Here is a 13755-nt window from a genome sequence, read left to right as displayed (position 1 = left end):
CTCGTCTCATAATTTCTACAAGAATTTCTGGTGTAGTGTCTTTATGATATACTACAAGAATTGTCTTCATATCTAATTTTACCAAATATCTTGACTTTATCCAAAAAGGTACTGATCTGATAATAATACCAGATTAGACATCAATAAGATCAGCTATATTTAATATTGATAAAAAAAAATAATCTTTATGGATGTCCAGTGTAAGACCACCAAGAATGCCTAGACCAAAAATCCCTAAAATAAAAAAACCTTCAATATCAAAATCAAAACGTCTCAGACTAAAACCATCAGGTGTCTCTTTAAAACCAAGATTGTCAAAACCAAGTACCGTCACAAAACAAAGACAAAAAGAAAACTATCAAAAGAAATACAGGTACATGCTATCTCCAATCTGGATGCAGGAGTGTTCTAGCAAAAGACGTCACCAAGACACAATGCAAGAAGATGGGTGGCAAGAGCTGGAGAAAAGTAGGTGGAGCATGTGAGCGATTTGAACAATCGTGATTTTTAATTATTATTATGATCCAAAAAGAATCAACGATATTCCTAAATGTACTACAATCCATTATGTGAACAATCCTTCAAAAATACTTCAACTTTTTTGATGAAAATATCACTCACCAAACATACAGCTTAAATGAAATTGGATATGATGACTTTACACACTGTCTTACATAGTGTACAAATGAAATTAATGTTATTTTATCAATTAAGGGAGATATGAAAATCTAAGATGATGATGATGTTTTTGTCTTCTTTATTTCATCTATGGAAAACTCTAGATCTTTTCGTGTTATCTTGATGGATTTGACATCTTTTTCCTTGTTTTCAACAAATCGTTTTACACCTAAGAGTGCTGCACGGTTGCATGCCTCTTCAATCTCTGCCCCACTGAATCCCTTTGCCATTTCTGCCAATGTTTTTAGATTGACGTCCTCTGCAAGCGGTTTGTCTTTGGTGTGGATCTTGAGGATCATCTCTATTCCTGCAACATCTGGATTTGGAACTTCAATTACCCTATCAAATCTACCTGGTCTGAGCAATGCAGGATCTACAATGTCTAGTCTATTTGTTGCACCAATTATCAAGACATTGTGTAGTTCTTCAAGTCCATCAATCTCAGTGAGTATTTGAGATACAACATTTTCTGTAACATGTGACTCAGAACCTCCGCTACCTCTTTTTGGAACTAGGGCATCAATCTCATCAAAGAAGATGATACATGGTGCTGCCATGCGAGCCTTTCGAAATATCTCCCGCACACCTTTTTCTGATTCGCCAACCCACTTTGATAATAGTTCAGGTCCCTTGATACTGATAAAGTTGGATTCAGTTGTTGTTGCAACTGCCTTTGCAATCAGTGTCTTTCCAGTTCCAGGAGGACCATAAAGCAAGACCCCTTTGGGTGGCTTTACATGGGCGTATTCAAAAGCCTCTTTGTGTTTTAATGGCCACTCTATTGCTTCACGTAATTCTTCCTTTAGTTTGTCCAGACCCCCTACATCATCCCAACTGACATTTGGAATTTGAACCAGAACCTCTCTAAGTGCAGAAGGCCTGACTTCTTTTAGTGCGTCTGCAAAGTCTTCTCCGGTTATCTTTATTTTTTGCAGTACATCCTTTGAGACTTTTTCTTCATCAAGATTGATTTCAGGCAATATCCTTCTAAGGGATCTCATTGCCGCTTCTTTACACAGTACTTCCAAGTCGGCCCCCACAAACCCGTGAGTTGTCTTGGATATTTTATCAAGTTTTACATTTTTATCCAATGGCATCCCTCGAGTGTGAATGTTTAGGATTTCCAATCTTCCCTCATCATCGGGAATTCCAATCTCAATCTCTCTGTCAAATCTTCCTGGCCTTCGAAGTGCAGGATCTATGCTATCAGGTCTGTTAGTTGCTGCAATCACTACGACTTTTCCTCTAGATTTCATACCATCCATCAATGTCAACAGTTGAGAGACAATTCTTTTTTCAAGCTCTCCTGAAACTTCTTCTCTTTTTGGAGCAATGGAATCAATCTCATCGATAAATATTATGCTAGGTGCATTCTCTTCAGCTTTATTGAAAATCTCTCGCAATTTCTCTTCGCTTTCTCCGTAATGCTTTGCCATGATTTCTGGACCGCTAAGTGAGGTAAAGTGAGAATTTGTTTCACCAGCTACTGCCTTTGCCAACAGCGTCTTTCCAGTTCCAGGAGGACCATAAAGCAAGACTCCTTTTGGTGATGCTATCCCAATTTTCTCAAACAATTCTGGATGTCTCATTGGTAGTTCTACCATCTCACGTATCTTTTGAATTTCATTTTTCAATCCACCAAGTTCATCATAAGTTATTCTTGGTATGGAAGGATCATCTAATTTTGTAATCGTGCCAAGCTTGAATATAGTATCCTCAGTGACAAATACTGGTTTTGATGGTTTTGTACTAGTTACAACCAGCTGGATTTTACTTCCCATCTGTGTGTTGACAATTACCGTATCTCCTGTTGTAAACACATGTCCTTGATAAAGAGATGACATGTACTCATGTAATCCCTCAGCATGAATCTTTTCAATAGGGGATAATACAATTTGTTCTGCTTCTGCTCCTTTAACTGCATTGATCAAAAGATTCTCTCCAATGCTTGCCCCTATGTTATATCTGGTAAGGCCATCTATGCGAATGATGTTACTGCCATAATCTTCTGGAAATCCCGACCATAATTTAACGTGGCTTTTTTTCTTTGCAGACAGTTCTAGAATTTCTCCCGGTTTCCAACTATTTTCTTCAAGTACTTTAGGATCTACTATTGCTACACCTTTTCCCACATAGGTTTGTGGCATCTCTTCAATTTTTAGTTCAATTTCAGACATATTTTTTCAAAATTATATTATTCATTATAGATGGTATTTTTTTAATTATTATTAACAGTAATAGAGATTATCAAAATTGAAGATTAGGAATTATTGTTGAAAATACCGATCACTGATTAATACATGTACATTTATGATTACTCTGGCATAATGTGAATATACTCATGGCAAATGCAGTGGAGATAAAGACATCCATAAAAATGAGAATGGGTAATGTATTCATGTTGATGGGACAAAATATCAAATTCATTAAAAACTAGTTATTCTTCTGTAATGCTATTTTCTCGCTATACTTTTCTGTCTTGTTTTTTCTTATATGAATTCCGAAGTAAAGTAGGAGATATGAATATGGTTGCTAAAACAACCAGGACTATTGTAGAAAAAACCGTATAACTGATTACTCCACTTGACAGTCCAATTCCTGCAGTGATTAATGCCACCTCACCTCTTCCAATCATCCCATATCCAATTCGTAATCCCTTGACTCTGTTTTTTAGCATGATAATTGATGGAATTCCACATCCAAGAATCTTACTAAATATTGCAACTCCTGTAATTACGGCAAAGAAAACCAAATCGATTTCTGCAATTTGACTGATGTTTACATGTGCTCCAATTATTGCAAAAAACAGTGGTTCCATGATTACTTTTAGTCTTCCAACAAATTCTCTTACCTGTCCTACCAGTTTTGATCCTGCAAGACCCATTCCTGCAGCAAATGCCCCGACAATGGGATTAAGTCCTGCAATTGATGCAACTGCAGCAAAACCAAATGCAGAACCCAATGAGGCTGCCTGCTTGATTCCCCTAGTTTCCAAAGAGGATGGTTTTGCAGATGCTATGCCGTGAACAATTTTTGGAAGCAAGAATACGGCACCAATCAAAATCAAAAGCCAAAATCCGATCTCTTTTGTAACTACAATGGCTACCGATTCAGCACTTGGCATGACATGAAGTGTAACTAGAGAAATTATTGCTGAGAGTACAGCTAATCCTAGTATGTCATCTAATACTGCTGCGTTTACCAGAATATTTCCTTCCTTTGATTTTTCTTTTTTTAATTCTTCAAGGATGGTTACTGTAATTGCAATGCTTGTTGCACTCAGCGTTGCTCCAATAATGACACACACCATCCAGTCAAACCCGAATAGACCAGATACAAAATATCCTAAGACCAATGGAGTGACAACCCCCATGATTCCAACTGTGGCAGACTTGTATCCTGCTTTGATCAAATCATGAAACGTAAAGTGTAATCCTGCTGAAAATAAGATAATAATTCCAGAAACCTGCCAGAAAGATAACATGACTTCATTTAATTCCACTATGGGCTTCTCAAAGAACGGAACTATGCCACCTAGTGCAAACGGTCCCAAAAAAACTCCAGCTAAAACAAACCCTACAATCTCTGATATTTTGAAATGTTTGCATACTCGGCCTAACAACATGGCAGGCAACACCAAAAACAGTATGCCTATTATTGTCGGAATAATATCGAATTCAGTAACCAAATGCTAAATCACTTTACTATCAAAACAGGTATTTTTGATTTATGAAGAACATAATTTGATGTGCTTCCAAGGAATGCCTCTTTTAGTGAACTCATTCCTCTTGAACCGATAACAATTAGATCAAATTTTTTATCATGTGCAAATTTTACTATTTTTGGGCCTTCCTTCCCGTACAATATTTTCTCATAAAACAAGATTCCATTTTGTGCACAACGTGTCTTTGCTTTTTCCATGAACTCATTTGCATTTTTTAAAAGGACATTTTTGACGTATGCTTTTTGCTCAGATGATGCAGGTGGACTAAGCGGTGTGACATATGTCCCACTGATAACAGACTTACTATTTCTGGCAATAATGATTGCTTCATCCAACCCTCTGAATGAGTTTTTTGAGCCATCCAATGCAACTAGGATTTTTTGAATCTTATTTTTTATCATGTCAGCAAATAACCATCTAAATTCATACTAATTATGACCAAAACCAGAATATCAGAATTGGAAATTATGATTCTGTTAATATGTTCTGTCTCTTATTGTATTTCGTGTCCAAGAGAGCAAACAAAGAAGAGCTGGAAAAAGAATGGAAGAAACTAGAACAAGGTGAGATTAAAGAAGAAGAATATCAGATTGAGCTCATGGAAGGCTATGGGCAAGACGAAGAATATGAAAAATCAGAAGACTGACTAACTATCAAAAAAGAAACGTCTTTTAACATTATCAAAAAATGTTTTGAGATGAGACTATTGTATTAACGCTGTTTTGGATATTGATTTAGGTTTTGATTTAGTAGGATGAATACATTTTCCACCCTACAAATCAAAAACACATCTCCATGATTCTGAGCAAATCATTATTGGAATGGATGACTTTGATAATGATTAAATCATCTGCGCACTAATCATTAAAATATCACTAGTGATATGAATCACAATAGGTGTAATCTTGACATACTCAAAGATCGATGACATCAAAAGACTGCACAATCTACTTGATGAGTTTGTAGGAGTAGTAACTTCTCGATACAAAAATCAGATTACATCAATTGTATTGTTTGGTTCTGCCACCACGTCTGAATGGGTAAAGGGCAAATCCGACATTGATTGTATTGTCTTGGTAAAAGACAAAACTCACACAAAAGAGATAGAGCGATTTTTCTGTGACACATTACTTGAGCTTGATAAAAAATATGACCTAAAACTTTCTGAGACATGCACCACTTACAAAAAAACCCAGAATCACATGCTAAACCTGATTTTGCGGGCAGAAAAATTCTCCATGTTTGGGAGACCATTTTATGTCTTGTCTGAAGATCAGATTGATATTGCAAATGCCAGAATCATTACAATTGATGATCTTAAGATCTATGTTGGAACACATATTTTTGCTTCCATCAATTTGTTCTTTCACAGAATAAAAAGTACAGGAAAGGTACTGTATGGAAAAGACATTACAAAGGAGTTTCCTACAAAGATTCCACATCTTGAAAAGTTCAAGGCATCCCTTAATGCATTGCTTTTACTGATGATGAGTTTTATAATTTTTCCAATTGACTACTACTTTGCATTCCAACATGCTGTAAAGGCAAATTTTTGGGCATGCAACAATTCCTTGTTTGCACTTGAAAAGCCTCTATCTGACACAGAGTCTGAAATAAAAGAAATTGAAAATATATTTTCTGATTCAAATTCGGAATGGATTCTTGATGTAAGTCATTTACACCAGTCGATTCAATACAAAAGACGCAAGGAAACTGACAATCTCTCAAGACTATTTGTTTTCAAGTATATGCTCAAGACAACAAAATTTATCATGACACTATACCTTATGACACTGCAGAAAATGTTTTCATCATATAGACAGCTTATGGATTGATAATTGAACTCTACAAAAAAGAGAAAGGTACTTGCAATGTTTGGATTGTTTGTTGCAGTCTTGTCTGTAAATATGATTCTTGTAGAGCCTGCAATAATAGAAACTGATACAGTAGAGATAGAAGGTACTGGCATAAACATGACTATTGCTTTTCTGTCTGACTTTCAGCGAAGAGATGCAGATCCTACATTTGTTCAAAGAGCAGTAGATATGGTCAATTCTAAAAACCCAGATCTGATATTGCTTGGAGGCGATTATGTTGAAAATAGTATTGATGAATTGCCCTCAATTGAGCCGTTAAAGGACCTCAAATCAAAGTATGGTGTTTATGGAGTGATGGGAAATCATGACTATTTGGCATTTGGCTTTGCAAGGAATGTGGGAGGTGATGCAGTTTTGGCACAACAAATACTCCAATTCTTTGAGACTCCAAATCCTATCAATGATAGCCAAAATGACAGAATCAAAATTCTGCGTAATGAGAAGGTGGTCATATCTGACAAGGTTACCTTGATAGGTCTAGATGATCTGTGGGCCAATCTAAGAGACGAGTCAAAGGCATATGCAGATAAAAGTACAGGATACAAAATTTTACTTTCACATAATCAAGAAGAACTTGACATCAAAAAGGAGACTGCAGATCTCTACCTGTTTGGGCATACTCATTGCGGACAGATGAGGTTGCCTGTTTTGGGTTCTATTCCAAAGATTTTTGGCTTTTCAGGAGAATATGACAAGGGGTACTATGTCTTAGATGATGGTGCACATGTGTACACAACATGTGGTCTTGCACCAGCGCCAAGACTGCTAAATCCACCAGAGATATCAATAATCAATCTTGTTCCATGATTTTTGAGATATATCATGTTGTAGTACTAATCAAAAAAAACCTCCAATTGATTCCACCAAATTTTATAATCTCATTTAGCCTATCAGACGTAATATGAGTTAGCCAAAAAGTCATGGAACTGCTAATTGATTTTTTATGGTAAATGAAGAGAATTTAACCCAATTTTTGGCTTGAAATCTATTTTTTATTTTGGTCTTTTATGACATATTTATTGGATATGTAATATCTCTTGTTTCATGGAACTACTTATTGCATATCGAGATGACCCTGCAGGTCATAACATGGCAAAATATCTTTCAAAAGAGATGACTAAAGACGGCGATGTTTTTCGTGGAAAATATTATGATTTGTTGATTATTCCAACCCCTGCTATTTGCGCTGATTGGCTGGAGGAAAAATATGATGATTATGATGGTTTTATTTTTTTGTCAAAACATGCTGCAGAGTCAGGAGTATTGGCCTTGACCTGCCACAGTACTGGAAATTTTTCTGATGCAAAATTTGGTGGAAATAAAAGACAAGTTGCAATACCATACCCTGATCTTCAAAAAACATATCTTCAAACTCTACAGAAAAACCAATCACAGTTTCCAGAATTTCAAATCACAATAGAGGCAACTCATCATGGACCTACTGCCCTAAGCAAGCGTTCATTATTTATCGAGATAGGCACAACTGAAAAACAATGGAATGATGTATCGCTATGTAATTCAGTTGCAGCCTTGGTACATGAAGTGATGTCCAATCCAATTAAAAAAAATCCTGTTGCAATTTGTTTTGGTGGAACCCATTATCCTTCAAAATTCACTGATATGCTACTTAATGGCCCATATGCCCTTGGAACAGTAATTCCAAAACATGCGTTAAGTGAGGTTGATAAAACGTTATTCTTGCATATTCTTGAACAAAACAAATTGGCAAAAGCTGCTCTTTTAGATTGGCGAGGGCTAGGCTCTTACAAACAAAAGATTCTTGAACTTCTTGAACCCACGAATCTTGAGGTAATCAAGATTTGAATCTCCAACAAAAAATTTACAAAAAACTACTTAAAGTACCAAAAGGCCAAATCACAACTTATGGTGATCTTGCAAAAGCTGTTGGATTGAAAAATGGACAGCGAGTTGTCGGACAAATAATGAACAAAAATCCATACCCTGTGATCATCCCATGTCATAGAGTTGTAATGTCTACTGGTAAAATCGGTGGATATGCATATGGAGAACATGTTAAGACAAAGATGCTAAATGATGAAGGAATACAAATTGAAAACGGCAAGATTGTAAACTTGAAAAATACTCTTTACAGATTCTAATTTTGCCTTTTCTCTTTAATCTCATCCATGAGCATTCTAAGGTGAGCTTTGTTTCTAACAGTATTTCCTCCAACCTTTTTGTATAATGCCCAGAATTCTGGATTAGTCAAATCTTTTCTATCTTTTGCAATTTTCAATAATCGTCTTAATGCACGAACCTTTGCAACATATACTTCCTTCTTGCCAACTCTTGCACCTTTTCTGCCTTGTTTAGATCCCTGAGTTGTTCCTCTCTTGTTCTTCTGAGCTTTCTTTTTATGTGCCCTGCCTTTGGATGTTCCAACAATTGGTTTAATTTTGATAGTGTTAGCAGTAATTAGACTTCTAATGTTTTGTCTAGTAATTGCATCTGCAACATCATCTAAATGATCAGTGTCAAATTTTATTCTATGAATTCCAACCCCGGCAACTCTGGATGCCAATCTTTTCTTAGCTCTAAGATTTACTACCAATTGCACTCACTCTTGCATTAAAAATTTTAAACTTGCTTTCAATTGCTTTAACGATAATCTCTTTTCTCTTTCTAGTACCAACACTATGTCCAAATCTGACGCCGTCTTTTTTTGGATCTAGTTTTTCTAAATCACTTAAGTTGTAAACTAGGTTATCTGTATATCCTGATGGATGCAATCCTCTAGACTCTTTTGGTCCTCCAAATCCTATTTTGACAAGACCTGGGCGGCCTCTACTCTTTTGTTTTCTTTGATGATGATCAATTCCTTTTGGCTTTCTCCAGTTTGTTTGAAGCCTTACATAACGCCAACTCTCTGGTCTGGCAAAATCAGGATTATGTCCTTTGATTTCCTTCCTCTTTGCAACCAATTCTTTGTTGATGACCATTAAATTCACTCTTGAATTTTGAAATAAATACGTTCCTAGATGATGACCAATAACTTTTTGATAATAAAACATAATAAGGAAACTTGAATCAGTTTCTGTATCTCAATGACCATGACTGGGATCGATAAAATTATTTTTGGGGGTATACCCATCTGACTCAAGCGCTAGGTACTGCAGCAACTGAAAAATTTCTGTCTCAATTAACTCGATTTGGAATCAAACCATCCAAAGTCCACCGAAATCTAAGTGTAGATGAAATGGTCAAATTGGCAGTAGATAAAAAAGAGGGTGTAGTAAACTCTACAGGCTCTTTATCTGTCAATACTGGAACATATACAGGCAGATCCCCTGATGATCGCTTTATTGTATATGATGATAAAACTCACGATACAATTGATTGGGGTAAGATCAACCACCAATTCCCAACTGGTAAATTTGAAAAATTGCTTGAAAAAATGAAACAATTTGTAACTGACAAGGAACTTTTTGTCTTTGATGGTTTTGTTGGTGCTGACCCAGAAAACCGTTTACCTATAAGAGTAATCAATGATCATGTTTGGCAAAGTATGTTTTCAAGAAATCTGTTTATCAGACCAACTACTGAAGAGCTAGAAAAACATGAACCAGAGTTTACGATTTTATGTATTAATGACTTTCATGCAGTTCCGGAAATTGATGGGACGCGTACTGATGTATTTATTATAATTGACTTGACTAAAAAAATTGTTTTAATCGGTGGTACAGAATATGCCGGTGAAATGAAAAAGTCAATGTTTGGTGTAATGAACTTCCTGATGCCTGAACGCGGTATTTTCCCAATGCATTGCTCTGCAAACATTGGTGAGAAAGATGACACTGTATTGTTCTTTGGATTATCAGGCACTGGTAAAACTACTCTCTCTGCAGATCCTAACAGAAAATTAATTGGTGATGATGAACATGGCTGGTCTGATAATGGTACTTTTAATTTCGAAGGTGGCTGTTATGCAAAATGTATTAATCTTAGCCAAGAGGCAGAACCAGAAATTTGGAATGCAATCAGGCCAGGTGCAGTTTTAGAAAATGTAGTTCTAAAAGATAATGTTCCAGATTATGATGATAATAGCTTAACAGAAAATACTCGTGTTGCTTACCCCTTGGACTTTATCCCAGGTGCAGTATTCCCAAGTGTTGGTGGTAATCCAAGAGTGATAATATTTTTGACTGCTGATGCATTGGGTGTCTTACCTCCAGTTTCTAGACTCACCAAAGAAGGCGCAATGTATCATTTCATGTCTGGTTACACCAGTAAGTTAGCAGGAACTGAAAGAGGGATCAAGGAACCCAAGACCGTATTTTCAGAGTGTTTTGGAGCACCTTTCATGCCTAGACCTGCATCAGTTTATGCCAAGTTATTAGGAGAAAAAATCAATCAACACAATACTGTAGTTTATCTTATCAATACTGGTTGGTCTGGTGGTCCCTATGGGGTTGGAAAGCGAGTCAAGATTATGTATAGTCGTAGTATGGTTACATCTGCTCTTTCAGGTGCATTGGATATTGTAAAATATCGTCACGATGATCTGTTTAATCTTGATATTCCCACTCAGGTGGAAAATGTCCCATCTGAAATTTTAGATCCAAAAAATACTTGGATTGATAAAGATTCGTATGATCTTTCTGCAAAAAAATTAGCTCAGATGTTTATTGAAAACTTTAAGAAATTTGAAAACGTATCACCTGAAGTAATTGCTGCAGGTCCTAAACTTCCAAAATAGATTTTATCTTCTTTTAACTAATCCAATTATTCCTATTACACCTATAATACCTGCAATGATGGTGATCTGTTTTTCTGGAAGACTGATCATGTTTAATGGGTTATGATTTTCTAAAATAGAACTAATCTCAATTGTATTGTATGCATCTGATGAGTTCTCACCAACTCTAATTTTGGCATCAATCCAGTATTCTGCATTTTCATGTATCTTAATTGAAGTTTTTTTGAATGGTGTTGTAGTTGTAGTTTCTGTTTTTCCATCTTTGCTGTTTATGACTGAAATTTTTGCAAAGTTCCATTTTTCTGGATGATTGATCTCAAAGAATAGTTTTTGATCTTGTTGAGTCACTGACACTGAACCTGGTGTGTAGTGAAGTAAAAATGGAATTGTGTATCTTGTATTTTCATGCTTGATTATTATTTTACCCTCATGATCTCCAAAATTTTCTCCAATCATGTTCATCTTAATTTGTAATGTATTTGCTTCAAGAAAGTGTGCGAATTTGATAAATTCTGGTCCCTCAAATCCTACTTCTAAATTATCCAGTGTACCACCAATCAATTTTAATTCCAATTGTTGCTCTGCAACCAATTTGTCAGATGACATATTGACCACAAAGTTTGGTGGCATGATGATTAGTTTTGCAGTATATGCATTTCCAATATCTAATCTTCCAGATCCTGCATCGTTAATTGAGAATTCATTTTCATAGGCATCTGAAACTGGCTTACTGGTCGTCAAAAGTATGGATTTGAGTTCATGATGATGCAATTGAGGGTTTTTTTGTATTAATAATGCTGCAGCACCACTAACATGTGGAGCTGCATAACTTGTACCGCTTGTGAAGTTATATCCGCCATTGTTTTGTGTAGTGTTAATGTATGCGCCAGGTGCTACCAAATCCGGCTTTATGTAAAATGGTGAAACCGATCCTCTTGAACTAAAGTGAGTTACAAAATCTGGATTATAAAACAAATTCAATGTAGCATTAGTTGTATTGTCGATTGATTCTTTAATTTCTAATCCATCATCTCTGTCTATTGATACTACAGGAATTCGTGGTTTGTATTCTGGCTCAATAAATTCATGAATTAATTCACCCAAAAAAAATCCTGGTTCATTATTATACACTATCAATGCTTTTGCACCTGCATTTGCAGCATTGTTTTCTTTGATTGAAAAATACAATAACTCTCCTTTTACATCACTACCTCTTTCAACAATTACTACTGCGTCTTTTACATCCATGTCTTTAAAGTCATTTATCTTTCCATAATTTGCAAAAATCAATTTTCCAGTAACTGGTTCTTCTAGTTTTGGAGAGCCAACCAAAGGAATCACAGTATATGGTTTTTCATCAATTTCCAATGTTGCAACCATACTAGAAGTAAGATTGTTATATGAAGCGCCAACTGTAATTGAACCAAAATTTTTACCTGGACTGCCAATTGTTTTTAATGCTGGTCCATCATTTCCTGCTGCAGTTACAACAAAAATTTCTTTTTGCAGTGCATGATTAACTGCACGATCAATTGACGCATTAGTTTTGTTTACTCCCAAACTAATATTGATGATGTCTGCATCATCTTCTATTGCTCTCATGATTGCTTTTATGATTAAATCTGCAGATACACCTTCACCATTTTCTGAAACTTTATACGCAAGAATCTTTGCCTTAGGTGCTATCCCTTTAATTTCACCATCAGCTGCAATTACTCCTGCCACTTGAGTACCATGACCGTTTGTATCTATTGGTAGATCATTTTCATGGATAAAGTTGAAACCCCCGATAACTTTACCATCAGGACCCCACCCGAACAAATCTGGATGATTAAAGTCTACACCTGTATCTATTACTGCGATTTTGACTCCAGATCCATCTATCCCATCTATTCTGGGGATATCTGTTCCAACAAATGGTACACTTTGCTGTAAATATGTACGAATTTCATTTTCAGACTGAAAAGTATGAGATAAAGCAAAAACTCCTGATAATACTATCGCTAGAAAAAAAAATACTAATGATTTCACAGATTACCTCTCAAGTTTAGCAAGTAAAAACGAATTGTTTCATAAAGCAATAAATTGAATAAATCTCTGAATAGGTTAATGGGAAAATACACTCTTCCTAAAATGCCATATGCTTATGGTGACCTAGAACCTCACATTGATGCAAAAACTATGGAGATTCATCATACAAAACACCATCAAGCATACACTGACAAACTAAATGCAGCTCTTGAAGCATGTCCATCTGAGATTCAAGAAAAAGATATACTTGACATTTTGTCTAATATCTCAACAGTTCCAGATGCCCAAAGAGGTGCAGTTAATTTCAATGGTGGTGGATTTGATAACCACAGGCTATTTTGGAATAACATGAAACCAAGTGGAGGCGGAGAACCTGGAGGTTCAATTGCAGATGCAATTAAAGATTCCTTTGGAAGCTTTTCTGACTTCAAAGAGAAATTTTCATCCACTACAGCAGTAATTCAAGGTAGTGGTTGGGGATGGTTAGTATACAATCCTTCTTCAAAAAAGGTTGAATACAAATCAATGCCAAACCAAACAAGTCCAAGAACTGAAGGTCTTATTCCTTTGTTGGGCTGTGATGTTTGGGAGCATGCATACTATCTTCATTACCAAAACAAAAGACCAGATTACATCAAGGCATGGTGGAATGTGGTTAATTGGGATGAAGTAGAAAAGAGATTCTCACAAGCAAAATAAATTTCTAATTTTTATTTTTTTTAAATCTA

Annotated in this window: 14 protein-coding genes; 8 read left to right on the top strand and 6 right to left on the bottom strand. The window is 35.8% G+C overall.

Features of this window, described 5'->3' with window-relative positions; genetic code table 11:
* The first annotated feature begins 191 nt into the window (after positions 1–191).
* Positions 192–485, top strand: a complete 294-nt coding sequence (locus OEM44_05205; protein ID MDH3516196.1) for a hypothetical protein — start codon at positions 192–194, stop codon at positions 483–485.
* Positions 486–728: 243 nt separating this feature from the next.
* Here the strand turns inward: OEM44_05205 and OEM44_05200 are convergent, their stop codons facing one another.
* The 3 genes from OEM44_05200 to OEM44_05190 form a co-directional block, all read right to left on the bottom strand.
* Complete coding sequence (locus OEM44_05200) at positions 729–2855, bottom strand: CDC48 family AAA ATPase (GenBank protein MDH3516195.1); 2127 nt, start codon at positions 2853–2855, stop codon at positions 729–731.
* A gap of 287 nt (positions 2856–3142) precedes the next feature.
* Complete coding sequence (locus tag OEM44_05195) at positions 3143–4366, bottom strand: cation:proton antiporter (GenBank protein MDH3516194.1); 1224 nt, start codon at positions 4364–4366, stop codon at positions 3143–3145.
* An 8-nt stretch (positions 4367–4374) separates the two neighbouring features.
* Complete coding sequence (locus tag OEM44_05190; GenBank protein MDH3516193.1) at positions 4375–4803, bottom strand: universal stress protein; 429 nt, start codon at positions 4801–4803, stop codon at positions 4375–4377.
* 104 nt (positions 4804–4907) lie between these two features.
* Between OEM44_05190 and OEM44_05185 the strand changes: the two genes are divergently transcribed.
* The 5 genes from OEM44_05185 (at position 4908) to OEM44_05165 (ending at position 8399) form a co-directional block, all read left to right on the top strand.
* On the top strand, positions 4908–5048 hold the full coding sequence (locus OEM44_05185; protein ID MDH3516192.1) for a hypothetical protein: 141 nt from the start codon (positions 4908–4910) through the stop codon (positions 5046–5048).
* Between the two features lie 259 nt (positions 5049–5307).
* A complete protein-coding gene (locus OEM44_05180) occupies positions 5308–6237 on the top strand; it encodes a nucleotidyltransferase domain-containing protein (protein ID MDH3516191.1) in 930 nt (309 codons plus the stop codon).
* Between the two features lie 3 nt (positions 6238–6240).
* Entirely contained in the window at positions 6241–7086 is an 846-nt protein-coding gene (locus OEM44_05175) for a metallophosphoesterase (GenBank protein MDH3516190.1), read from the top strand.
* A gap of 237 nt (positions 7087–7323) precedes the next feature.
* Complete coding sequence (locus OEM44_05170; protein MDH3516189.1) at positions 7324–8103, top strand: D-aminoacyl-tRNA deacylase; 780 nt, start codon at positions 7324–7326, stop codon at positions 8101–8103.
* Positions 8100–8399: an MGMT family protein gene (locus tag OEM44_05165; protein MDH3516188.1), complete on the top strand. Its 300-nt coding sequence runs from the start codon at positions 8100–8102 to the stop codon at positions 8397–8399. The genes OEM44_05170 and OEM44_05165 overlap by 4 nt, the downstream gene beginning before the upstream one ends.
* Here OEM44_05165 and OEM44_05160 read toward each other — a convergent pair.
* Both OEM44_05160 and OEM44_05155 read right to left on the bottom strand, forming a co-directional pair.
* Entirely contained in the window at positions 8396–8851 is a 456-nt protein-coding gene (locus OEM44_05160) for a 50S ribosomal protein L19e (protein ID MDH3516187.1), read from the bottom strand. The two genes, OEM44_05165 and OEM44_05160, sit on opposite strands and share 4 nt — an antisense overlap.
* Complete coding sequence (locus OEM44_05155; GenBank protein ID MDH3516186.1) at positions 8835–9239, bottom strand: 50S ribosomal protein L32e; 405 nt, start codon at positions 9237–9239, stop codon at positions 8835–8837. The genes OEM44_05160 and OEM44_05155 overlap by 17 nt, the downstream gene beginning before the upstream one ends.
* 191 nt (positions 9240–9430) lie before the next feature.
* Between OEM44_05155 and pckA the strand changes: the two genes are divergently transcribed.
* A complete protein-coding gene (gene pckA / locus OEM44_05150; GenBank protein MDH3516185.1) occupies positions 9431–10996 on the top strand; it encodes a phosphoenolpyruvate carboxykinase (ATP) in 1566 nt (521 codons plus the stop codon).
* A 3-nt stretch (positions 10997–10999) separates the two neighbouring features.
* Here pckA and OEM44_05145 read toward each other — a convergent pair whose 3' ends face one another.
* The gene (locus OEM44_05145) at positions 11000–13027 is read right to left on the bottom strand and encodes a S8 family serine peptidase (GenBank protein MDH3516184.1); all 2028 of its coding nucleotides are present in this window, start codon (positions 13025–13027) and stop codon (positions 11000–11002) included.
* 78 nt (positions 13028–13105) lie between these two features.
* On the opposite strand from OEM44_05145, the gene OEM44_05140 reads away from it, so the two are divergent.
* Positions 13106–13726, top strand: coding sequence for a superoxide dismutase (locus tag OEM44_05140; GenBank protein MDH3516183.1), 621 nt, complete (start codon positions 13106–13108; stop codon positions 13724–13726).
* Positions 13727–13755 lie beyond the last annotated feature (29 nt).

This window comes from Nitrosopumilus sp. (assembly GCA_029862745.1).
Taxonomy (GTDB): domain Archaea; phylum Thermoproteota; class Nitrososphaeria; order Nitrososphaerales; family Nitrosopumilaceae; genus Nitrosopumilus.
The sequence above is the reverse complement of the archived record's forward strand: the minus strand, read 5'-3'. Positions and strand labels throughout refer to the sequence as shown.

Excerpts from the sequence above, each read along its gene's own strand:
- OEM44_05170 (MDH3516189.1), top strand. The coding sequence starts at position 7,324 with ATGGAACTACTTATTGCATATCGAGATGACCCTGCAGGTCATAACATG.
- OEM44_05155 (MDH3516186.1), bottom strand. The coding sequence starts at position 9,239 with ATGGTCATCAACAAAGAATTGGTTGCAAAGAGGAAGGAAATCAAAGGA.
- OEM44_05190 (MDH3516193.1), bottom strand. The coding sequence starts at position 4,803 with ATGATAAAAAATAAGATTCAAAAAATCCTAGTTGCATTGGATGGCTCA.
- OEM44_05200 (MDH3516195.1), bottom strand. The coding sequence starts at position 2,855 with ATGTCTGAAATTGAACTAAAAATTGAAGAGATGCCACAAACCTATGTG.
- OEM44_05205 (MDH3516196.1), top strand. The coding sequence starts at position 192 with ATGTCCAGTGTAAGACCACCAAGAATGCCTAGACCAAAAATCCCTAAA.
- OEM44_05140 (MDH3516183.1), top strand. The coding sequence starts at position 13,106 with ATGGGAAAATACACTCTTCCTAAAATGCCATATGCTTATGGTGACCTA.